A 20,529-nucleotide genomic window follows, 5' to 3' on the forward strand; every position below is an offset into this window, starting at 1 on the left:
CATGGCACGGACCGAGTACTACGACGACCCGGCGGCGCCGGAGCCGAACAGCTTGGTGGTCGCCGCGTCCGCCGTGGTCACCGACGACGAAGGGCGCATACTCCTTCAGCGCCGCCGAGACAACGATCTCTGGGCGCTGCCTGGCGGCGGCATGGACATGACCGACTCGCTCCCGGGAGCGGCCGTCCGCGAGGTGAACGAAGAAACCGGTCTGGACGTAGAGATCACCGGGCTCGTGGGCACGTACACCGACCCTCGCCACGTCATCGCCTACTCGGACGGTGAGGTGCGCCGACAGTTCAACATCTGCTTCACCGCCCGCGCGACCGGCGGCCGGCTCGCCATCTCGGACGAGTCCACGGAGCTGCGGTTCGTCCAGCCGGAGGAGATCGCCCAACTGCCGATGCACCACACGCAGCGACTTCGAATCCGCCACTACCTGGAACACCGCGAGCGGCCCTACCTCGGCTGATCGAGACTTGCGCGACATGACCGCTCCCGTCAGGAGCAGAACGACTCCGATCCGGTTGACCATGATGCGGTAAGACTTTCCCTATTTCGTCAAGGCCCCGCGGCTCCACGGCTTTAGGCAGCCGCTTTGGGGCGAGCCTCTAAGATCATGGCCCCAACGTCGTGCTTCACGAGCAGGTCCACAGACTGCCCGACTCGCCATCGGCTTACGGGGCCATGATCACTCGCCCCAAAGCAGCTCCAGCCCAAAGCCGCTCCGCCGACCTAATGCGTGAATTCACCGAGTTAGTGGTAACCGGTGCCTAACCCGTTGCACAACCTCATCCGGCATGACAGATAGCGGCCAATTTCGCACCGCGCCCGCACCCCCATTTTTGCCTGGAACGTCCGCGATATTCCAGTAGTCGGCAAGCCCGCGATATTGTGGCATTTCCCAAGCGATCCGCCTCAGTAGCTTACTGATGAGAACATGTATCGCGTTAGGGGCAGAGTCGTCCACCCCTTCCATCTCTATCCATCTCGAATATTGATCGTGGATAACACCTTCCTCTGGCCATCCGTACAAATTGCGCGACTTCTCCCATAGATCGGCTGGCCAGTAAGGCGTGCCGCACGCCACGGTCGTAAACCGAGTCCAGCAAGCCAAGTCGGCGATGCAAATAACGTCTAGGACATCCTGTGGCTGACTGTGCTTGAGAATAGATCGGAAATAACTGAGTCGACCTTAAGTGCATCTCCTCGCGTGCTCCACTCGCTACTGTTCGCCAAGACCCCATAAACGATCGGCGAATGCAGTGCCTTGTACGGTGATTCGTCTTTCGCGCGAGCAGCGATCTCTCTAATGGTGTGCGCATTCTCGCCGATTTTAGCGATGTCACGCTTGCGCAGCGTTAGCTTGCATTCAAACGCCGCTAGTACGCCGCCCGCGAGATACTGCTTTTTCGCGATCAGCTTCTCTGGATAGCCTGAATGGAGTACAAGTACATCTACTTGTGGACTGGAATTGCCGTCAGCGCCAAGTATTCTGCCCTTTGTTGCGACGGGAAGGTCTCGGGGCAGCCAGCCCGAGAGGATCTCTCTCCACAAGCTTTCACCTTCATCGCCAGCGGTTCCCGGATCCTGCTTAGACCTGCGAGTAATGCGCTCATACTCGAATTGCAGCTCGTGTGACACTTCGTTCATGAAGTCGAGCAGGTCGTGAGGTTGAGGCGATTCGGCAGCACCATCGGACATCCCACCAGTCTGTCACCCACCCAGGTACAGAGCGGCCAGAAGTGGAAAGCGGTGCTGCGTACGCCTAGCGGGCATATGGGAGTGCTCTGACGGCAACGGTGACGGCATGGGTGATGGAAGATTGCGGCACCTGGCGGCCGGGGGTGGTACCGGCAAGGCCACTTCAGACCCGCCTACCAAGGCGTGCCTGCACCTTCCAAGCACCGAACCTGGGGCGCCCGAGGCCGACCAACGCTGACAGTAGGCACCCACGGGTGACCACCCCCACCCCGCTCCGGCCTGGGCACCCGGTGTCGATCTGCGACACTAGAACCACCATGCCCAAGCCCGGAGAACTCACTTTCGTCGCGCCGCGCGGAGCCAAGAAGCCGCCGCGGCATCTTGCCGATCTCACGCCTGCCGAGCGCAAGGACGCTGTCGCGGAGGCCGGGGAGAAGCCGTTCCGCGCCAAGCAGCTGTCGCAGCACTACTTCGCCCGGTTCGCGCACGACCCCGAGGAGTGGACGGACATTCCGGCCGGCTCGCGGGAGAAGCTGCGGGAGGCGCTGTTCCCGGAGCTGATGTCGGTGGTCCGGCATCTGTCGACGGACCAGGGGACCACCCGCAAGACCCTGTGGCGGCTGTTCGACGGCACGCTCGTGGAGTCGGTGCTGATGCGGTACCCGGACCGGGTGACCATGTGCATCAGCAGCCAGGCCGGATGCGGGATGAACTGTCCGTTCTGCGCGACCGGTCAGGCCGGACTCGACCGGAACCTGTCCACCGCCGAGATCGTGCACCAGATCGTGGACGGGATGCGGGCGCTCAGGGACGGGGAAGTGCCCGGCGGGCCCGCGCGGCTCTCCAACATCGTCTTCATGGGGATGGGCGAGCCGCTCGCCAACTACAAGCGGGTCGTCCAAGCCATTCGCGCGCTCACCGATCCCGCTCCCGACGGGCTCGGGCTGTCGCAGCGTGGCATCACCGTGTCGACGGTCGGGCTCGTCCCCGCCATCCACCGCTTCGCGGACGAGGGCTTCAAGTGCCGGCTCGCGATCTCCCTGCACGCCCCCGACGACGAGCTGCGCGACACCCTCGTCCCCGTGAACACGCGGTGGAAGGTGCGCGAGGTGCTGGACGCAGGCTTCGAGTACGCGGAGAAGTCGGGCCGCCGGCTGTCCATCGAGTACGCGCTGATCCGGGACATCAACGACCAGGCGTGGCGCGGTGACCGGCTCGGCCGGCTGCTCAAGGGCCGGCCCGTGCACGTCAACCTGATCCCGCTGAACCCGACGCCGGGCTCCAAGTGGACCGCCTCCCGCCCCGAGGACGAGAAGGCGTTCGTGGAGGCCATCGCCGCGCACGGCGTTCCGGTGACCGTCCGGGACACCCGCGGTCAGGAGATCGACGGGGCGTGTGGTCAGCTCGCCGCAACCGAGCGGTAACCTGGGCCGGTCCACACAACTTCATATCTGTCATACATCTGCATATTCCGACAGGGGAGCGCCACAGCGCTGAGAGTGCGGCACCAAGGCCCGCAGACCCTCTGAACCTCGCCCAGGTCATTCTGGGTAGGAAGTTCGGTCACCACTCAAGCTGTTGCGCCCTGCCCGGGTTCCGTCCGCGGAGACCGGGCAGGGCCGCGTCTCTTCCTGGCCAGACCCAGGAGGAACATCCAGTGCACACCAAGACCCTTGTGGCCGCGGCGGTCGGCCTCGGCATGGTCACGCTGTCCGCGTGCGGCTCCAGTGCCGCCGGCGGCGGGCACACGGCCGCCGGCACCAAGACCGTGACCCTGGTCAGCCACGACTCGTGGGCCGCGTCCAAGAGCGTCGTCAAGGACTTCGAGAAGCAGTCCGGCTACAAGGTCCGCGTCCTCAAGGACGGCGATGCGGGGCAAGCCGTCAACAAGGCGATCCTCACCAAGGACCACCCCCAGGGCGACGTCCTCTTCGGCGTCGACAACACCCTGCTCTCCCGCGCCCTCGACAACGGCCTCTTCGAGCCGTACACCGCCAAGGGCCTCGACCAGGTCGACCCCGCCTTCCAGCTCGACGGCGACAAGCACCGCGTCACGCCCGTCGACTACGGCGACATCTGCGTCAACTACGACAAGGCGTACTTCACCCGGCACAAGCTCACACCCCCGCAAAACTTCGCCGACCTCGCCGACCCGAAGTACAAGAACCTCCTGGTCACCGAGAACGCCTCCACCTCCTCGCCCGGCCTCGGCTTCCTGCTCGGCAGCGCCGCCCGCTACGGCGACAAGGGCTGGGAGGGCTACTGGAAGAAGCTCAAGGCCAACGGCGTGAAGGTCGTGGACGGCTGGGAGCAGGCCTACTACCAGGAGTTCTCCGGCTCCTCCGAGGGGAAGAAGGCGGGCGGCGACCGTCCGCTCGTCGTCTCCTACGCCTCCTCGCCGCCCGCCGAGGTCATCTACGCCAAGAAGCGGCCCTCGACCGCCCCGACCGGCGTCTCCGAGGGCACCTGCTTCCGGCAGACCGAGTTCGCCGGACTGCTCAGCCACGCGGGCAACCCCAAGGGCGGCAAGGCGTTCCTCGACTTCCTGCTGTCGCGGACCTTCCAGCAGGACATGCCGCTGAACATGTTCGTGTACCCGGTGGTCAAGGGCGCCGAGGTGCCCGCCGACTTCACGAAGTACGGCCCCGCCGCCAAGGACCCGGAGACCATGGCGCCCGGCCGGATCGCCGCCAACCGCGACCAGTGGGTCAGCTCGTGGACGTCGCTCGTACTCAAGTAGCCGCGCGGCAGGCGGCCAGGCGGCGCGCCCGCGCGAACGCGGCCCGGCTCGGTCTCATGGCCGTGCCGGCCGCGTTCTTCGCGGTGTTCTTCGCCTGGCCCGTCGCCGCGATCGTGCTGCGCGGCCTGAAGGCGGACGGCACCTGGCACCTCGGGCGCGTCACGGACGTGCTCGCCCGCCCGGACATCCGCCATGTGCTGTGGTTCACCACCTGGCAGGCGCTCGCCTCCACCGCGCTCACCCTGCTGATCGCGCTGCCCGCCGCCTACGTCTTCGCCCGGCTCGACTTCCCCGGCAAACAGGTGCTGCGGGCCGTCATCACCGTGCCGTTCGTGCTGCCGACCGTCGTCGTCGGCACCGCGTTCCTGGCGCTCGTCGGCCACGGCGGACTGCTCGACGAGCTGTGGGGTCTGCGCCTGGACACCACGGTCTGGGCGATTCTCCTCGCGCACGTCTTCTTCAACTACGCCGTCGTCGTCCGCACCGTCGGCGGACTGTGGGCCCAGCTCGACCCACGCCAGGAGGAGGCCGCCCGGATGCTCGGCGCCTCCCCGCTCGGCGCCTGGCGCCGGATCACCCTGCCCGCGCTCGCGCCCGCCGTGGCCGCCGCCGCGCTGATGGTCTTCCTGTTCACCTTCACCTCCTTCGGTGTGGTGCAGATCCTCGGCGGCCCCACCTTCTCCACCCTGGAGGTGGAGATCTACCGGCAGACCTCCGAAGTCTTCGACCTCACCACGGCCGCCGTCCTGACCCTGCTCCAGTTCGCCGCGGTCGGCGCGATCCTCGCCGTGCACGCCTGGACCGTACGGCGGCGCGAGAGCACCCTGCGCCTGGTCGACGCCTCCGTCACCGCCCGCCGCCCGCGCGGCGCCGGACAGCGGGCGCTGCTCGCCGGGGTCCTCGGCACCGTCGCCCTGCTCCTGGTCCTGCCGCTCGCCGTGCTCGTCCGCCGCTCCCTGGACGCGCCCGGCTTCGCCTACTACCGGGCGCTCACCGACGCCGACGGCGGTACGTTCCTGACCGCGCCGCTGAACGCGGTGTGGACCTCCCTGGAGTACGCGGCCGCCGCCACCGCCATCGCGGTGCTGATCGGCGGACTCGCCGCCGCCGCGCTGGCCCGGCGGGACGCGGGGCGGCTGGTGCGCGGGTTCGACGCGCTGCTGATGCTGCCGCTCGGCGTCTCCGCCGTGACCGTCGGCTTCGGCTTCCTGATCGCCCTGGACCGCCCCCCGCTCGACCTGCGCGAGTCCTGGATCCTCGTCCCGCTCGCCCAGGCACTGGTCGGCGCCCCCTTCGTCGTACGGACCATGCTGCCCGTGCTGCGCGCGGTGGACCTGCGGCTGCGGGAGGCGGCCGCCGTGCTCGGGGCCTCGCCCTGGCGGGTGTGGCGGGAGGTCGATCTGCCGCTGGTGCGCAGGGCGCTGCTGGTCGCGGCCGGGTTCGCGTTCGCCGTGTCCCTGGGCGAGTTCGGGGCGACCGTCTTCATCGCGCGCCCCGACAACCCGACCCTGCCCGTCGCGGTGGCCCGGCTGCTGAGCCGCCCCGGGGAGCTGAACTACGGCCAGGCGATGGCCCTTTCCACGATTCTCATGGTCGTCTGCGCGGCCGCCCTGCTCCTCCTGGAGCGGGCCCGCGTGGACCGGACGGGGGAGTTCTGATGTTGCTGAGCCTTCGGGAGGCGACCGTACGTCTCGGCGGGCGGCCGGTGCTGGACGGCGTGGACCTCGATGTGGCCGAGCACGAGGTGGTGTGCGTGCTCGGACCCAGCGGCAGCGGCAAGTCCACACTGCTCAGGACGGTCGCCGGACTCCAACCGCTCGACGCCGGACGGGTGTTGCTCGACGGACGCGACCAGGCGGGCGTGCCCGCGCACCGGCGGGGTGTGGGCCTGATGTTCCAGGACCACCAGCTCTTCCCGCAGCGCGACGTGGGCGGCAACGTCGCCTTCGGCCCCCGGATGCACGGCGTCTCCAAGTCCGAACGGGACGCCAAGGTGCGGGAGTTGCTGGAGCTGGTCGGGCTGCCCGGTGCCGAACGGCGGGCTGTCGCCGGGCTGTCCGGCGGCGAGCAGCAACGGGTCGCGCTCGCGCGGGCGCTGGCGCCCCGGCCCCGGCTGCTGATGCTGGACGAGCCGCTCGGCCAGCTCGACCGCTCGCTGCGCGAACGCCTGGTGGTCGAACTCCGCGAACTCTTCGGCCGGTTGGGCACCACCGTGCTCGCCGTCACGCACGACCAGGGCGAGGCGTTCGCGCTCGCCGACCGGGTGATCGTGATGCGGGACGGACGGATCGCCCAGTCCGGTACGCCACTTGAGGTGTGGAAGCGGCCCGCCGACGCGTTCGTGGCGCGCTTCCTCGGCTTCGACAACGTGGTGGCGGCGACCGTCACCGACGAGGTCGCGGACACCCCGTGGGGCAAGCTGCCGGTGCCCGGGGGCTCGCCGCAGGGCGCCCGTGAACTGCTCGTACGGCCCGCCGGGGTACGGCTCGTGGCAACGGACGCGGGGCTGGCGTGCACGGTGGCCGCGCGCACCTTCAAGGGCACCCATGTGGCGGTGCGGCTGCGGCCGCACGACGGCGGACCCCTCCTCGAAGCGGCCTGCGCGCTCGCCGACGCGCCGGAGACCGGCGCCGAGGCGGGCGTGGTGTTCGACGCGGCGGACGTGGTCGTCCTCGGCTGACCCGGACCGGAACGCGACTGCGGCCCGCCCCCGTGGATTCGGGGACGGGCCGCAGCCGTATGACAAGGGCGGCTGAAGCCCGGCGTCAGCTGCCGGTCTTCGCGCCACGGCGGCGCATACCGAAGTACACGGCGCCGCCGCCGACGACCACGAGGGCGCCCGCGACACCGGCGATCAGACCGGTGTTGGAGTTGGCACCGGTCTCGGCGAGGTTCGAGTCACCGATGGCCGCGGACGGCGCGTTGCTCGGGACGTCGGACGCCGGGGCCGCGGCGCTCTCGGACGCCGAGTCGGACGGGGAGGCGCTCTCCTCGGCCGGCTTGGTCTCCGACGGGGACGGCTTGGCGGACTCGGAGGCCGAGTCGCTCGGCGCCGGGGACGCCTCCTTCTCGCACGCCGTCGCCGGGGCGGTCAGGTTGGGCGTGATGTCCTTGTTGTTGATGAACCGGGGCACGTTGACGCTGACGCGGTAGACCGCGCCGGGCTTCCAGTCCTCGTCGAAGGTGATCTGGGCGCCCTCCCGGGTGCCGGTCACCTCCTGCTCACCGATCTTCTTCTCGTCGGCGCCGTTGTTCTCCAGGAACACCGTGACGGTGGCCTTCTGGCCGGAGAAGTCCTTGTCGGTGACGACGATGGAGGCCTTGCCACCGTTGCAGACGGCCTCGGCCGAGAACTCGCTGATGTTGCAGGCGAGAGCCTGGCCGGAGACGCCCAGGACCAGCGCGGCAGACGCGGAGGCGAGACCCAGGATGCGCACGGAACGGCGTGCGTTGCGGCGGGATATGGACAAGTCCTGTCCTTTGCTGAGTGCAGAACTGCGGGGGGTAGTGGGGGAGTTGGGGCGGGGTGAGGCGGAGCCCCGGCACCCCCACGAGACACACAGGTTTATAAGCGCTCCATAAGGAGTGTCAATGCGTAGACACCTGTGAGCCGTTGACTTTACTTTCTTATTAACTGACGAGACGTTTCAACGCCTCGCGTGCCGACTCTATCCGGTCGCTGACCTGGCCAACTCCCGCCCCCGCGGCGGGAGAAGACGAGGGAGCCCGGCCGGCGCTCAGCCCTGGACCGCCGCCGGGTCCATCCACATGACCTCCCAGGTGTGCCCGTCGAGGTCGTCGAAGGCGCGGCCGTACATGAACCCGAGGTCCTGCGGCTCGCCGTGGGCCGTGCCGCCCGCCGCGATCGCCCTGTCCACCAGCTCGTCCACCGCAGCCCGGCTCTCGGCGCTCAGACAGAGCAGCACCTCGCTGGAGGTCCGCGCGTCCACGATCTCCTTGTCGGTGAAGCGGGCGTAGTGCTCGCGCGTCATCAGCATCGCCACGATGGTGTCGCTGATGACGACGCAGGCGTTCTCGTCGGTGCAGAACTGCGGGTTGATCTCGTAGCCCAGCTCGGTGAAGAACTTCCGCGCGGCCGGCACGTCGGCGGTGACCAGGTTGACGAAGATCATCTGACGGTACATGGGGCCCTCCGGGGTCCGTGTGCTCGATGGTGTCCGTCGTGTAGACGGCGGACACCCCCGGAACTCATCGGTGGGCTCAGCGGGTGGGCAGCACGGACAGATAGGCGATCAGCAGCGTCAGCGGGCCGAACACCGCGAGCAGGGCGGCCGCCCGCAGCGCGGCGGCTCCGCGCAGCATCGTCGCCGGGGCACCGAGGCGCAGCAGCGCGCCGGTGGTGCCGGCCCGGGTCTGGCGGGCCTCCACGGCGGCGGTCAGCAGCGTGGCCAGCGTGCAGCCGGCCACCACCAGCGTGCCGAGCAGCGTCAGCGGGCCGAAGGGCGGGGCGGAGCCGTCGTACAGCACGGTCATCGCGAACGCGGCGGACGCCACCGCGCAGAGCACGCCGAGCGGGCGCCCGATCCGCGTCGCCTCGGCCATCAGGACCCGCCCGGCCAGCAGCCTGAGCGCACCGGGCTGGGCGCACTGCAACAGGCGTCCGGCGAGGTACGTCAGCCCCGGCGCGGCCAGGACGAGACCGAGGGCGGTGAGGATCCAGCCCGCGAGCACCGCCGCGCCCCCGGCGGGCAGCGCGGCGAGCGAGGGGGCGGGGGCGACCCGGCCCGCGTACGCCTGGACGGCGAGACCGCCGGCCAGCGCGGCCACACCCCAGGGGAAACCGGCCGGCGCCTCGCGCGGGGCGGGCGGTACGGCGACGGCCTCGGGCTCGGTCTCACCGAGGGAGTCACCGAGTGGTGCATCGGCGGCCTCGATGGTCCCGCCCTCGGCCGGGCGCCGGCCGAGCGCCGTGTCGTACCAGCGCGCCCCCGGCCGCCGTTCCGCCCCCGGCCGCCGTTCCGTGGGGCGCAGGGCGAGGGCCACCGTCAGCGACGCGACGGCCGGCGGGAGGAGGAGCAGGGTCAGCGCGGCCGGTACGGGCAGCGGCTGGTCGGCGGCGAGCAGCCTGGCCCCGTCGCCGTCGAACGGCATCCCCGTGATGTCGCCGCGCAGATGCAGGAAGAACATCAGGGCCACCAGCGAGCCCAGCACGCAGGAGAGCGCCGTGGTCAGCGCCGAGATCGCCATCAGCCGCCCGGGGCCGAGCCCGACCGCCGAGAGCCCCGGGCGCGGCCGGGTGCCCGGGTCGGTGCGGGCCACCGCGAGCGCGAGGTACGCGGTGGCGGCGAGCGGCGCCACGCACCAGGCCAGGCGCAGCGCGCCCGCGCCCGGGGTCGCGGGGTGGCCGAGCGCGTAGCCGAGGGAGCCGAGCAGCAGGAACCCGGTGCCCGCCGAGGCCGCGGCCACCAGCAGGCGGCGCAGCTGGACGGCGGGCCGGGCCGCACGGGTCAGGCGGAGAGCGAGCACGCGGCCCGGCCCTCCTTCTCCTCCGCGTCCGGCAGGTGCACGGTCTTCACGCGCCGGCCGTCCAGCAGGGAGACGGTGCGGTCGGCGAGGGCCGCCGTCTCGGGGTCGTGGGTGGCGAGGACGACGGTGATGCCGTGCGAGCGGGCCGCCGTGGTGAGGGTGCGCAGCACATGCCCCCGGTCGGCGCGGTGCAGCGGGGCGGTCGGCTCGTCGGCGAACAGGACCGTGGGGCCGGTGGCGAGCGCGCGGGCGATGGCGACGCGCTGGCGTTCGGCGTGGAGCAGCGCGTGCGGGCGCTTGCGGGACTTGTCGCCGACGTCCAGGCGCTCCAGCCACTCCATGGCGGCCACCTTGGCCCGGCGCCGGGAGGTGCCGCGCAGCATCAGCGGGAGGGCGGCGTTCTCCCAGACGTTCAGCTCGGGGACGAGGGCCGGGGCCGGGTCGATCCAGCCGAACCGGTCGCGGCGCAGCCGCTCGCGGGCGATCGGGCCCATGGTGTGCACCGGGGTGCTGTTGAACCAGACCTCGCCGTCGCGCACGCGGACCTGGCCGGACAGACAGCGCAGCAGGGTGGTCTTGCCGCTGCCGCGCGGACCGCCGACGGCGAGGATCTCACCCTCCCGCACACCGAGCGAGATCCCGGCGACACCGGGGGAGCCGTCGGGGTGCCTGAAGCTGAGGGAGCGTGCCCAGAGCACGTCGTTGTCCGGCGGGGCCTCCATGGCGTACACCTCGGTTCTGATCCGTTTTTCCCGTGTCCCGTCCCCCGTCCGGGGGAACGAAACGCCGGGCCGATCGGTCACTGGGCACGCTAAGGAGCCGTCGGCCGGTGGCCGGACAGCACACGGCCCCGGCCCGCCGTTCTCACTCGAACGGGCGGCGCCGGGGCCGTGCCGGTCTGCCGACCGGAGGCATCCGCGGGAGGTCAGAGCTGGGTCCACGCCTCCGTCAGCGTGGCGCGCAGAATCTGCTCGATCTCGTCGAAGGTCCGCTGGTCGGAGATCAGCGGCGGGGCGAGCTGGATCACCGGGTCGCCCCGGTCGTCGGCGCGGCAGTACAGGCCGTTCTCGAACAGCTTCTTGGAGACGAAGCCGTAGAGGATGCGCTCGATCTCCTCGTCGTCGAAGGACTCCTTGGTGTTCTTGTCCTTGACCAGCTCGATGCCGTAGAAGAAGCCGTTGCCGCGTACGTCGCCGACGATCGGCAGGTCGTACAGCTTCTCCAGGGTCGCGCGGAAGGCGTCCTCGTTGTCCAGGACGTGCTGGTTGAGGCCCTCGCGCTCGAACAGGTCGAGGTTGGCGACGCCGACGGCGGCGGAGACGGGGTGGCCGCCGAAGGTGTAGCCGTGCAGGAAGACGTTGTCGCCCCGGTAGAAGGGCTCGGCGATGCGGTCGGAGACGATCGTCGCGCCGATCGGGGAGTAGCCCGAGGTCATGCCCTTGGCGCAGGTGATGATGTCCGGGACGTAGCCGAACTTGTCGCAGGCGAACATCGTGCCCAGGCGGCCGAAGGCGCAGATGACCTCGTCCGAGACGAGCAGCACGTCGTGCCGGTCGCAGATCTCGCGCACCCGCTGGAAGTAGCCGGGCGGCGGCGGGAAGCAGCCGCCGGCGTTCTGCACCGGCTCCACGAAGACCGCGGCGACCGTCTCCGGACCCTCGAACAGGATCTGCTGCTCGATCTGGTCGGCGGCCCAGCGGCCGAACGCCTCGGGGTCGTCGCCGAAGACCGGAGCGCGGTAGATGTTGGTGTTCGCGGCCTTGTGCGCGCCCGGCACCAGCGGCTCGAAGGGGGCCTTCAGGGCCGGCAGGCCGGTGATGGCGAGGGCGCCCTGCGGGGTGCCGTGGTAGGCCAGCGAGCGGGATATGACCTTGTGCTTGGCCGGCTTGCCGATCAGCTTGAAGTACTGCTTGGCGAGCTTCCAGGCGGTCTCGACGGCCTCGCCGCCGCCGGTGGTGAAGAAGACCTTGTTGAGATCCCCGGGCGCGTACCCGGCCAGCCGCTCGGCCAGCTCGATCGCCTTGGGGTGGGCGTAGGACCACACCGGGAAGAAGGCCAGCTCCTGGGCCTGCTTGAGGGCGGTCTCGGCCAGCTCCGTGCGGCCGTGCCCGGCCTGGACCACGAACAGGCCCGCGAGGCCGTCGAGGTACCGCTTGCCCTTGTCGTCGTAGATGGAGGTGCCCTCGCCCCGGACGATGGTCGGGACGGGGGAGTTCTCGTACGAGGACATGCGGGTGAAGTGCATCCACAGGTGGTCGTACGCGCTGCGGCTGAGGTCCTTCTGGGTCACGGTTATCGGGTTCCCCACATGTAGGTCTGCTTCTTGAGCTTCAGATAGACGAAGCTCTCGGTGGAGCGCACGCCGGGCAGCGCCCGGATGCGCCGGTTGATCACGTCCAGCAGGTGGTCGTCGTCCTCGCAGACGATCTCGGCGAGGAGGTCGAACGAGCCCGCGGTCATCACCACGTACTCGACGTCGGGCATCGCGGTCAGCGCGTCCGCGACCGACTCGGCGTCGCCCTCGACGTTGATCCCGACCATCGCCTGCCGGCGGAAGCCCACGGTGAGCGGGTCCGTGACGGCGACGATCTGCATCACGCCCTGGTCGAGCAGCTTCTGCACGCGCTGGCGCACGGCCGCCTCGGAGAGGCCGACCGCCTTGCCGATCGCGGCGTAGGGCCTGCGGCCGTCCTCCTGGAGCTGCTCGATGATGGCGAGGGAGACGGCGTCCAGCTGGGGGGTGCCGCTCCTGGACTCGCGGGCGGAGTCCCTGTGTTCTGCGCTTCGACTGGCCACGCGCTCACTGTGCACGAGGGATCGGTGGTTTCGCAAGGCTCGATCGATGAAATTCGTTGTCTACGGGCTCGCAGTGTGCGGATTTCGCAGGACTGGTGGTGTCGGGGGTGTTGAAAACGCGGGTGTCGCGACTAGGGTTGGGCTGTCTCAGCCACCGGACGGCCACGCGGCCTGCGGGGCGGGACCGCTCGAACCCTCGAACCAGATCAGGAGGCCGGCAGTGAGCACCGAGCTGCGTCGTCTGCGCAACTACATCGACGGTGAGTTCCGGGACGCCGCCGACGGACGGACCACCGAGGTGGTCAACCCCGCCACCGGCGAGGCGTACGCGACCGCGCCGCTGTCCGGGCCGGAGGACGTGGACGCCGCCATGGCGGCCGCCGCGGCGGCCTTCCCGGCCTGGCGCGACACCACCCCGGCCGAACGCCAGAAGGCCCTGCTGAAGATCGCGGACGCCTTCGAGGAGCGCGCCGAGGAACTGATCGCGGCCGAGGTGGAGAACACGGGCAAGCCCGTCGGGCTGACCCGCACCGAGGAAATCCCGCCGATGGTCGACCAGATCCGCTTCTTCGCGGGCGCGGCCCGGATGCTGGAAGGGCGCTCGGCCGGCGAGTACATGGAGGGCCTGACCTCCATCATCCGCCGCGAGCCGGTCGGCGTCTGCGCGCAGGTCGCGCCGTGGAACTACCCGATGATGATGGCGGTGTGGAAGTTCGCCCCGGCCATCGCCGCGGGCAACACGGTCGTGCTCAAGCCCTCCGACACCACCCCTGCCTCCACCGTGCTCATCGCGGAGATCCTCGGCTCGATCCTGCCCAAGGGCGTCTTCAACGTCGTCTGCGGCGACCGCGACACCGGCCGCCTCATGATCGAGCACCCCGTCCCGGCGATGGCCTCCATCACCGGCTCGGTGCGCGCGGGCATGTCGGTCGCCGAGTCCGCCGCCAAGGACCTCAAGCGGGTCCACCTGGAGCTGGGCGGCAAGGCGCCGGTCGTCGTCTTCGAGGACACCGACATCCCCAAGGCCGTCGAGGACATCTCGGTCGCGGGCTTCTTCAACGCCGGCCAGGACTGTACGGCCGCCACGCGCGTCCTCGTCCAGGAGTCCATCCACGACGAGTTCGTCGCCGCGCTCGCCAAGGCCGCCCAGGAGACGAAGACCGGGCAGCCGGACGACGAGGACGTGCTCTACGGCCCGCTGAACAACCCCAATCAGCTCCAGCAGGTCGCCGGCTTCATCGAGCGGCTCCCCGCCCACGCCAAGGTCGAGGCCGGCGGCCACCAGGTCGGCGACAAGGGCTACTTCTACGCCCCGACCGTCGTCTCCGGCGTCTTCCAGGACGACGAGATCATCCAGAACGAGGTCTTCGGACCCGTCATCACCGTCCAGTCCTTCACCGACGAGGACCAGGCCGTCGAGTGGGCCAACGGCGTCGACTACGCGCTCGCCTCCTCGGTGTGGACCAAGGACCACGGGCGCGCCATGCGGATGTCCAAGAAGCTGGACTTCGGCTGCGTGTGGATCAACACCCACATCCCGCTGGTCGCGGAGATGCCGCACGGCGGCTTCAAGAAGTCGGGCTACGGCAAGGATCTGTCGGGGTACGGGTTCGAGGACTACACGCGGATCAAGCACGTGATGACGTCGCTCGACGCGTAGTCGCTCCGCTGGGTTCGGCTGGAGTCGGTCCGGCTGTGTTCCGGCCGCGGGGGCGTGGGGGCTGTTCGCGCAGTTCCCCGCGCCCCTTCGGTGTGAGCCGGACCGTTTCCTCCTGTGGCACGCTTCTTCGGTGAGCAGGAAATCCGCCGGGCCCGATGTGCGTGACCTGGCCCGGCTGCGCCGGGTGCGGGACCGGATCGACCGGGAGTACGCGCGGCCGCTCGACGTCGAGGCGCTGGCGCGGGGGATCGGGGTGTCCGCCGGGCATCTCAGCCGGCAGTTCCGGGCGGCGTACGGGGAGTCGCCGTACTCGTACCTCATGACGCGGCGGATCGAGCGGGCGATGGCGCTGCTGCGGCGGGGTGACCTGAGTGTCACCGAGGTGTGCTTCGCGGTGGGGTGTTCGTCGCTGGGGACGTTCAGCACGCGGTTCGCGGAGCTGGTGGGGGTGCCGCCGAGTGTGTACCGGAGCGAGGCGGCGCGGGCGACCGTGGGGATGCCGTCGTGCGTGGTGAAGCAGGTGACGCGGCCGGTGCGGAAACCGGTGCGGCGACCGGTGCCCGACGTGGTGCGGGAAGTGGTGCCCGAAGTGGTCAGGAATCGAGAAGCGCCCCAGGAGGGCCGCGGCTAGCGTGACGGGCATGGACCTCAGCATTCACGCCAGTTTCCTTCCCCAGGACGACCCCGAGGCGGCCCTCGCCTTCTACCGGGACCTGCTCGGTTTCGAGCTGCGCAACGACGTCGGCTACCACGGGCTGCGCTGGCTCACCGTGGGCCCGGCCGGGCAGCCCGAGACGTCCATCGTGCTGACCCCGCCCGCCGTGGACCCCGGCATCACCGAGGACGAGCGCCGTACCATCACCGAGATGATGGCCAAGGGCACCTACGCCACCCTGCTCCTGGCCACGCCCGACCTCGACGGCACCTTCGAGCGCCTGGCGGCGGCCGACGCCGAGATCGTCCAGGAGCCCACCGAGCAGCCGTACGGGGTGCGCGACTGCGCCGTCCGCGACCCCGCGGGCAACCTGCTCCGCATCCAGGAACGCCGCTGAGGACCGTCCGCCGTACAGGGACCGATGGAGAAACGATGACCAAGGCCAACCGGGCCGACGAGCGCGCTGCCGACAGTCACGACATGATCCGGGTGCACGGGGCGCGTGTGAACAACCTCAAGGACGTGGACGTCGAGATCCCCAAGCGCCGGCTGACGGTGTTCACCGGGGTCTCCGGTTCGGGCAAGAGCTCGCTGGTGTTCGGGACGATCGCCGCCGAGTCGCAGCGGCTGATCAACGAGACGTACAGCGCGTTCGTGCAGGGGTTCATGCCGACCCTCGCGCGGCCCGAGGTCGACGTGCTCGACGGGCTGACCACCGCCATCACCGTGGACCAGCAGCGACTCGGGGCCGACCCGCGCTCCACCGTCGGCACCGTCACCGACACCAACGCCATGCTGCGCATCCTCTTCAGCCGGCTCGCGGAGCCCCACATCGGGCCGCCCGGGGCGTACGCCTTCAACGTGGCGTCCGTCGAGGCCAGCGGCGCGATCACCGTGGACCGCGGGGCGCGCAGGGCGGAGAAGGTGACGTTCAGCCGCTCCGGCGGGATGTGCCCGCGCTGCGAGGGCCGGGGAGCGGTCACCGACATCGACCTCAGCCAGCTCTACGACGACTCCAAGTCGCTGCGCGAGGGCGCGCTGACGATCCCCGGCTACAGCGTGGACGGCTGGTACGGGCGCATCTACACCGGCTGCGGCTTCTTCGACCCGGACAAGCCGATCGCCAGGTTCACCCAGCGCGAGCTGCACGATCTGCTCCACAAGGCGCCCACCAAGATCAAGGTGGAGGGCATCAACCTCACGTACGAGGGGCTGATTCCGAAGATCCAGAAGTCGTTCCTGTCCAAGGACGTGGACGCGCTCCAGCCGCACGTGCGGGCCTTCGTGGAGCGGGCCGTCACCTTCACCGTGTGTCCCGACTGCGCGGGCACCCGGCTCAACGAGGGCGCGCGGTCCTCGAAGATCGACGGCAAGTCCATCGCGGACGTGTGCGCGATGCAGATCACCGACCTGGCCGCGTGGGTGCGCGGCCTCGACGACCCCTCCGTCGCGCCGCTGCTCACCGCGCTGGGCCACACCCTGGACTCCTTCGTGGAGATCGGCCTCGGCTATCTCTCCCTGGACCGCCCCTCCGGCACCCTGTCCGGCGGCGAGGCGCAGCGCGTGAAGATGATCCGGCACCTCGGGTCCTCGCTCACCGACGTCACGTACGTCTTCGACGAGCCCACCACCGGTCTGCATCCGCACGACATCCAGCGGATGAACAACCTGCTGCTGCGCCTGCGCGACAAGGGCAACACCGTGCTCGTCGTGGAGCACAAGCCGGAGACGATCGCCATCGCCGACCATGTGGTGGACCTCGGCCCCGGCGCGGGTTCGGCGGGCGGCGCGGTCTGTTACGAGGGCGATGTCGCGGGGCTGCGGGCCGGGGACACCGTCACCGGACGCCACTTCGACGACCGGGCCCGGCTCAAGGAGAGCGTCCGCGAGCCCTCCGGCGCCCTGGAGATCCGGGGCGCCGACGCCCACAACCTGCGGGACGTGGACGTGGACGTCCCGCTCGGCGTGCTCACCGTCGTGACCGGGGTCGCCGGTTCCGGCAAGAGTTCGCTGGTGCACGGGTCGATTCCGGCCGGTGAGGGGGTCGTCTCGGTCGACCAGAGCCCGATCCGGGGCTCGCGGCGCAGCAACCCGGCCACCTACACCGGGCTGCTGGACCCGATCCGCAAGGCCTTCGCCAAGGCCAACGGGGTCAAGCCCGCGCTGTTCAGCGCCAATTCGGAGGGCGCCTGCCCGACCTGCAACGGCATCGGCGTCGTCTACACCGACCTCGGGATGATGGCCGGGGTCGCCACCACCTGCGAGGAGTGCGAGGGCAAGCGCTTCCAGGCGGCGGTGCTCGAACACCGGCTCGGCGGGCGGGACATCAGCGAGGTGCTCGCCATGTCCGTCGCCGAGGCGCTGGAGTTCTTCGCCGACGGCGAGGCCCGCACCCCGGCCGCGCACCGCGTCCTGACCCGGCTCTCCGACGTGGGCCTCGGCTACCTCACCCTCGGCCAGCCGCTCACCACCCTCTCCGGCGGCGAGCGGCAGCGGCTGAAGCTCGCCACGCACATGGCGGAGAAGGGCGGGATCTACGTCCTGGACGAGCCGACCGCCGGTCTCCACCTCGCCGATGTCGAGCAACTGCTCGGCCTGCTCGACCGGTTGGTGGACTCCGGCAAGTCGGTCATCGTCGTCGAGCACCACCAGGCGGTCATGGCCCACGCCGACTGGATCATCGACCTCGGCCCCGGCGCCGGACACGACGGCGGCCGCGTCGTCTTCGAGGGCACCCCGGCCGACCTGGTCGCCGCCAAGTCGACGCTGACGGGGGAGCACTTGGCGGAGTACGTGGGGGCCTGACGGCTCAAGGCCCGGGATTCTCGCGGTACTTGGCGGGAAATGGTCAGGACATCGCGCGCATCCGGCTGATCTCGGCCGTCTGCTGGGCGATCACGTCGTCGGCCATCTCCTCGATCCGGATGCTGTGACCCCGGGCCTTGACGTCCGTGGCCATGGTGATCGCCCCCTGGTGGTGGGTGATCATCAGCGTCAGGAAGAGGGCGTCGAACGCCTTGCCCCGGGCGGCCTTCAGCTGCGCGAGCTGTGCGTCGGTGGCCATGCCGGGCATCGGCATGTGCGGGTGGGCGTGGTCTGCGGGGGTGCCGTGGTCTTCGGTGGCGCCGTGGTCGTGGGTGCTGCCGTGGTCGTGCTCGCCGTCGTCCCCGTTCTTGTCCCCGCCGTCCGTGCGCAGCCAGCTCTTCATGGCGGCGATCTCCGGTTTCTGGGCGGCGGTGATGCGCTCGGCGATGCGCTTCACCGCCGTCGACTCGGCACGCTTCGGGGCGAGTTCGGTCATCTCCAGCGCCTGGGCGTGGTGCTCGATCATCATCGTGGCGTACGAACGGTCGGCCGCGTTGGGGGAGTTGTCGTCCGCGCGCCGGCCTGCGGCCTCCTGGGCGGAGAGGGTGCGGTTCGGCTCGCCGGGTCTGCCGGGCGCGATGACCGAAGGGCCGCTCGTCGCGGCGGACTTGGTGTCCGCGCCGGAATCGCAGCCCCCGACCGCGAACACGGCCGCCGTGGCCAGCGAGGCGGTGGCGAGGGACGCGAGGGACGCACGGCGGAAGAGCACGGTGATCTCCTGTCGCTGGCGGGGCGGTTGGCAAAACGGCGCGCGAAACGTGTGCGGGGCGTGGGCTCAGTGACCGGCCGGGCGACCGAGGGTTTTCAGCCGTGTCACATTGCCCTCTGTTGACCTGTGCATGACGCAGACGATACTGCGGGGGAGCGTGAACCGCTTCCACACGACCGGCACCAGGGAGGCAGCAGTGACCCTGTCGAAGAAATCCCGGACGCGCCACAGACGCCTGGGAGCCGGCGCCGCGGCGGCCGGTCTCCTGGCCGCGCTGCTCACCGTCGCCCCGGCGGCCGCGACCCCCGACCCCGGCGACGGCCCCGCCGCACGGCACCCCGTCTCCAAGAGCGAGGCCGCCGGGGCGCAGCGCGCCATCGCGGCCGGTGAGATACCCGGCCAGGACGAGATCGTCCACTCCCGCAACGTCGAGCACCTCGCCAACGTCCCCAAGGACGCGCTGGCCGGCTTCAACTCGGACCTCGCCTTCCAGGGGAAGTACGCCTACGCCGGGAACTACGACGGCTTCCGCGTCTTCGACATCAGCAACCCCAAGGCGCCGAAGACGGTCGCCCAGGTGCTGTGCCCCGGCTCGCAGAACGACGTCTCCGTCTCCGGCGACCTGCTCTTCCTGTCGACCGACTCCTCACGCAGCGACAACTCCTGCGCCAGCACCGCGCAGCCCGCGACCGAGAAGTCGTCGTGGGAGGGCATGAAGATCTTCGACATCAGCGACAAGAGGAACCCGAAGTACGTCGCCGCCGTCGAGACCGCCTGCGGCTCCCACACGCACACCCTGGTGCCGGAGCGGAAGAACGTCTACGTCTACGTCTCGTCGTACTCCCCGAGCGCGTCCTTCCCCGACTGCCAGCCGCCGCACGACGGCATCTCGGTCATCAAGGTGCCGCGCAAGGCGCCCGAGAAGGCCGCCGTGGTGGGCTTCCCGGTGCTCTTCCCCGGTGAGGGGCCGGACGGCGGCGGCAACCCCGGCGCCCCCACCAACCCGGGTGTCTCCAAGACCACCGGCTGCCACGACCTGACCGTGCTGCCCTCGAAGGACCTCGCGGCGGGCGCCTGCATGGGCGACGGCATCCTGTTCTCCATCAAGGACCCCGAGCACCCGAAGGTCATCGACCAGGTCGAGGACAACGTCAACTTCGCGTTCTGGCACTCGGCGACCTTCAACCAGAAGGCCGACAAGGTCGTCTTCACCGACGAGCTGGGCGGTGGCGGCGCGGCCACCTGCAACGAGGCGATCGGCCCGAACCGCGGTGCCGACGGCATCTACGACATCGTGGGCCGGGGCGATCACCGCAAGCTGGTCTTCCGCGGCTACTACAAGATCCCCCGCCACCAGGCCGACACCGAGAACTGCGTCGCCCACAACGGCTCGCTGATCCCGGTCAGGGGCAAGGACCTCATGGTCCAGGCGTGGTACCAGGGCGGCGTCTCCGTCTGGGACTTCACCGACTCCACCCGCCCGAAGGAGATCGCGTACTTCGAGCGGGGCCCGCTGTCCACCGACACCCTCCAGGTCGGCGGCTCGTGGTCGGCGTACTACTACAACGGCTACATCTACTCGAACGACATCATCAAGGGCCTCGACGTCCTCAAGCTCGACGACCGCCGCACCGACCCGGCACGGCGGGTGCATCTGCCCGAGCTGAACGTCCAGACCCAGCCGGACTACTTCGACTGATGCCCGGCCTGGTCGTCGGGCCGGTCCTCCTCGTGTTCGGGGTGTGTCTCGTCGGCGACTTCTGCGGGGTCGCGAGGCGTATCCACGCCTTCTACGCGTCCTTCATGAACCCCGGACGGGCCACACCGAACACGATCCGGCTGGTGGGGGTGTTCTTCACCTTGGTCGGAGCCGGCTGGGTGGGGACGTCGTTCCCGCTGGGATGACGGTGTTC

General features: G+C 70.0%; 19 protein-coding genes and 1 riboswitch. Of the genes, 11 read left to right on the plus strand and 8 right to left on the minus strand.

Going from position 1 to position 20,529, the window contains the following annotated elements:
• The first annotated feature begins 1 nt into the window (after nucleotide 1).
• Complete coding sequence (locus tag AB0898_RS17765; protein ID WP_366803839.1) at nucleotides 2–472, plus strand: NUDIX domain-containing protein; 471 nt, start codon at nucleotides 2–4, stop codon at nucleotides 470–472.
• 665 nt (nucleotides 473–1,137) lie between these two features.
• On the opposite strand, the gene AB0898_RS17770 is transcribed toward AB0898_RS17765, so the two are convergent.
• Nucleotides 1,138–1,704 carry a DUF6602 domain-containing protein gene (locus AB0898_RS17770; RefSeq protein ID WP_366803840.1) on the minus strand — a complete coding sequence of 189 codons (567 nt, stop codon included), beginning with the start codon at nucleotides 1,702–1,704 and terminating at the stop codon, nucleotides 1,138–1,140.
• Between the two features lie 317 nt (nucleotides 1,705–2,021).
• On the opposite strand from AB0898_RS17770, the gene rlmN reads away from it, so the two are divergent.
• The 4 genes from rlmN to AB0898_RS17790 all read left to right on the plus strand — a co-directional run bounded on the left by rlmN (nucleotide 2,022) and on the right by AB0898_RS17790 (nucleotide 7,124).
• Nucleotides 2,022–3,128, plus strand: a complete 1,107-nt coding sequence (gene rlmN, locus AB0898_RS17775) for a 23S rRNA (adenine(2503)-C(2))-methyltransferase RlmN (protein WP_366803841.1) — start codon at nucleotides 2,022–2,024, stop codon at nucleotides 3,126–3,128.
• 42 nt (nucleotides 3,129–3,170) lie between these two features.
• Nucleotides 3,171–3,279, plus strand: a riboswitch (TPP riboswitch).
• Between the two features lie 82 nt (nucleotides 3,280–3,361).
• The gene (locus AB0898_RS17780; RefSeq protein WP_366803842.1) at nucleotides 3,362–4,444 is read left to right on the plus strand and encodes a thiamine ABC transporter substrate-binding protein; all 1,083 of its coding nucleotides are present in this window, start codon (nucleotides 3,362–3,364) and stop codon (nucleotides 4,442–4,444) included.
• A 56-nt stretch (nucleotides 4,445–4,500) separates the two neighbouring features.
• On the plus strand, nucleotides 4,501–6,102 hold the full coding sequence (locus AB0898_RS17785) for an iron ABC transporter permease (protein ID WP_366803888.1): 1,602 nt from the start codon (nucleotides 4,501–4,503) through the stop codon (nucleotides 6,100–6,102).
• Nucleotides 6,102–7,124 (plus strand): ABC transporter ATP-binding protein, encoded by a 1,023-nt coding sequence (locus tag AB0898_RS17790; RefSeq protein ID WP_366803843.1) that lies wholly within the window; start codon nucleotides 6,102–6,104, stop codon nucleotides 7,122–7,124. Before AB0898_RS17785 ends, AB0898_RS17790 begins: the two co-directional genes overlap by 1 nt.
• A gap of 85 nt (nucleotides 7,125–7,209) precedes the next feature.
• Here AB0898_RS17790 and AB0898_RS17795 read toward each other — a convergent pair whose 3' ends face one another.
• The 6 genes from AB0898_RS17795 to AB0898_RS17820 all read right to left on the minus strand — a co-directional run bounded on the left by AB0898_RS17795 (nucleotide 7,210) and on the right by AB0898_RS17820 (nucleotide 12,742).
• Complete coding sequence (locus AB0898_RS17795; RefSeq protein ID WP_366803844.1) at nucleotides 7,210–7,914, minus strand: LAETG motif-containing sortase-dependent surface protein; 705 nt, start codon at nucleotides 7,912–7,914, stop codon at nucleotides 7,210–7,212.
• 267 nt (nucleotides 7,915–8,181) lie between these two features.
• Nucleotides 8,182–8,589 carry a VOC family protein gene (locus tag AB0898_RS17800; RefSeq protein ID WP_366803845.1) on the minus strand — a complete coding sequence of 136 codons (408 nt, stop codon included), beginning with the start codon at nucleotides 8,587–8,589 and terminating at the stop codon, nucleotides 8,182–8,184.
• A gap of 76 nt (nucleotides 8,590–8,665) precedes the next feature.
• A complete protein-coding gene (locus tag AB0898_RS17805) occupies nucleotides 8,666–9,931 on the minus strand; it encodes a hypothetical protein (RefSeq protein ID WP_366803846.1) in 1,266 nt (421 codons plus the stop codon).
• On the minus strand, nucleotides 9,913–10,653 hold the full coding sequence (locus AB0898_RS17810; RefSeq protein WP_366803847.1) for an ATP-binding cassette domain-containing protein: 741 nt from the start codon (nucleotides 10,651–10,653) through the stop codon (nucleotides 9,913–9,915). The genes AB0898_RS17805 and AB0898_RS17810 overlap by 19 nt, the downstream gene beginning before the upstream one ends.
• 203 nt (nucleotides 10,654–10,856) lie before the next feature.
• Nucleotides 10,857–12,221, minus strand: coding sequence for an aspartate aminotransferase family protein (locus AB0898_RS17815; RefSeq protein ID WP_366803848.1), 1,365 nt, complete (start codon nucleotides 12,219–12,221; stop codon nucleotides 10,857–10,859).
• Between the two features lie 2 nt (nucleotides 12,222–12,223).
• Nucleotides 12,224–12,742 (minus strand): Lrp/AsnC family transcriptional regulator, encoded by a 519-nt coding sequence (locus AB0898_RS17820; RefSeq protein WP_366803849.1) that lies wholly within the window; start codon nucleotides 12,740–12,742, stop codon nucleotides 12,224–12,226.
• 205 nt (nucleotides 12,743–12,947) lie between these two features.
• Between AB0898_RS17820 and AB0898_RS17825 the strand changes: the two genes are divergently transcribed.
• The 4 genes from AB0898_RS17825 to AB0898_RS17840 all read left to right on the plus strand — a co-directional run bounded on the left by AB0898_RS17825 (nucleotide 12,948) and on the right by AB0898_RS17840 (nucleotide 17,847).
• A complete protein-coding gene (locus AB0898_RS17825; protein WP_366803850.1) occupies nucleotides 12,948–14,387 on the plus strand; it encodes a gamma-aminobutyraldehyde dehydrogenase in 1,440 nt (479 codons plus the stop codon).
• Nucleotides 14,388–14,517: 130 nt separating this feature from the next.
• Nucleotides 14,518–15,018 (plus strand): helix-turn-helix transcriptional regulator, encoded by a 501-nt coding sequence (locus AB0898_RS17830; RefSeq protein WP_366803851.1) that lies wholly within the window; start codon nucleotides 14,518–14,520, stop codon nucleotides 15,016–15,018.
• Between the two features lie 10 nt (nucleotides 15,019–15,028).
• On the plus strand, nucleotides 15,029–15,439 hold the full coding sequence (locus AB0898_RS17835; protein ID WP_366803852.1) for a VOC family protein: 411 nt from the start codon (nucleotides 15,029–15,031) through the stop codon (nucleotides 15,437–15,439).
• Nucleotides 15,440–15,474: 35 nt separating this feature from the next.
• The gene (locus AB0898_RS17840; protein ID WP_366803853.1) at nucleotides 15,475–17,847 is read left to right on the plus strand and encodes an excinuclease ABC subunit UvrA; all 2,373 of its coding nucleotides are present in this window, start codon (nucleotides 15,475–15,477) and stop codon (nucleotides 17,845–17,847) included.
• Between the two features lie 43 nt (nucleotides 17,848–17,890).
• On the opposite strand, the gene AB0898_RS17845 is transcribed toward AB0898_RS17840, so the two are convergent.
• Nucleotides 17,891–18,616, minus strand: coding sequence for a DUF305 domain-containing protein (locus tag AB0898_RS17845; RefSeq protein WP_366803854.1), 726 nt, complete (start codon nucleotides 18,614–18,616; stop codon nucleotides 17,891–17,893).
• 196 nt (nucleotides 18,617–18,812) lie between these two features.
• Between AB0898_RS17845 and AB0898_RS17850 the strand changes: the two genes are divergently transcribed.
• A complete protein-coding gene (locus AB0898_RS17850; protein WP_366803889.1) occupies nucleotides 18,813–20,315 on the plus strand; it encodes a hypothetical protein in 1,503 nt (500 codons plus the stop codon).
• Nucleotides 20,315–20,521 carry a hypothetical protein gene (locus AB0898_RS17855; RefSeq protein WP_366803855.1) on the plus strand — a complete coding sequence of 69 codons (207 nt, stop codon included), beginning with the start codon at nucleotides 20,315–20,317 and terminating at the stop codon, nucleotides 20,519–20,521. Before AB0898_RS17850 ends, AB0898_RS17855 begins: the two co-directional genes overlap by 1 nt.
• The last annotated feature ends 8 nt before the right edge of the window (nucleotides 20,522–20,529 follow it).

This window comes from Streptomyces sp. NPDC005435, from assembly GCF_040703155.1.
Lineage (GTDB): Bacteria > Actinomycetota > Actinomycetes > Streptomycetales > Streptomycetaceae > Streptomyces.

Bases quoted from the DNA above. Each gene is read 5' to 3' on its own strand.
- AB0898_RS17810 (WP_366803847.1), bottom strand. From the start codon at position 10,653: ATGGAGGCCCCGCCGGACAACGACGTGCTCTGGGCACGCTCCCTCAGC.
- AB0898_RS17770 (WP_366803840.1), bottom strand. From the start codon at position 1,704: ATGTCCGATGGTGCTGCCGAATCGCCTCAACCTCACGACCTGCTCGAC.
- AB0898_RS17835 (WP_366803852.1), top strand. From the start codon at position 15,029: ATGGACCTCAGCATTCACGCCAGTTTCCTTCCCCAGGACGACCCCGAG.
- AB0898_RS17840 (WP_366803853.1), top strand. From the start codon at position 15,475: ATGACCAAGGCCAACCGGGCCGACGAGCGCGCTGCCGACAGTCACGAC.
- AB0898_RS17785 (WP_366803888.1), top strand. From the start codon at position 4,501: ATGGCCGTGCCGGCCGCGTTCTTCGCGGTGTTCTTCGCCTGGCCCGTC.
- AB0898_RS17765 (WP_366803839.1), top strand. From the start codon at position 2: ATGGCACGGACCGAGTACTACGACGACCCGGCGGCGCCGGAGCCGAAC.
- AB0898_RS17855 (WP_366803855.1), top strand. From the start codon at position 20,315: ATGCCCGGCCTGGTCGTCGGGCCGGTCCTCCTCGTGTTCGGGGTGTGT.
- AB0898_RS17790 (WP_366803843.1), top strand. From the start codon at position 6,102: ATGTTGCTGAGCCTTCGGGAGGCGACCGTACGTCTCGGCGGGCGGCCG.
- rlmN (WP_366803841.1), top strand. From the start codon at position 2,022: ATGCCCAAGCCCGGAGAACTCACTTTCGTCGCGCCGCGCGGAGCCAAG.
- AB0898_RS17800 (WP_366803845.1), bottom strand. From the start codon at position 8,589: ATGTACCGTCAGATGATCTTCGTCAACCTGGTCACCGCCGACGTGCCG.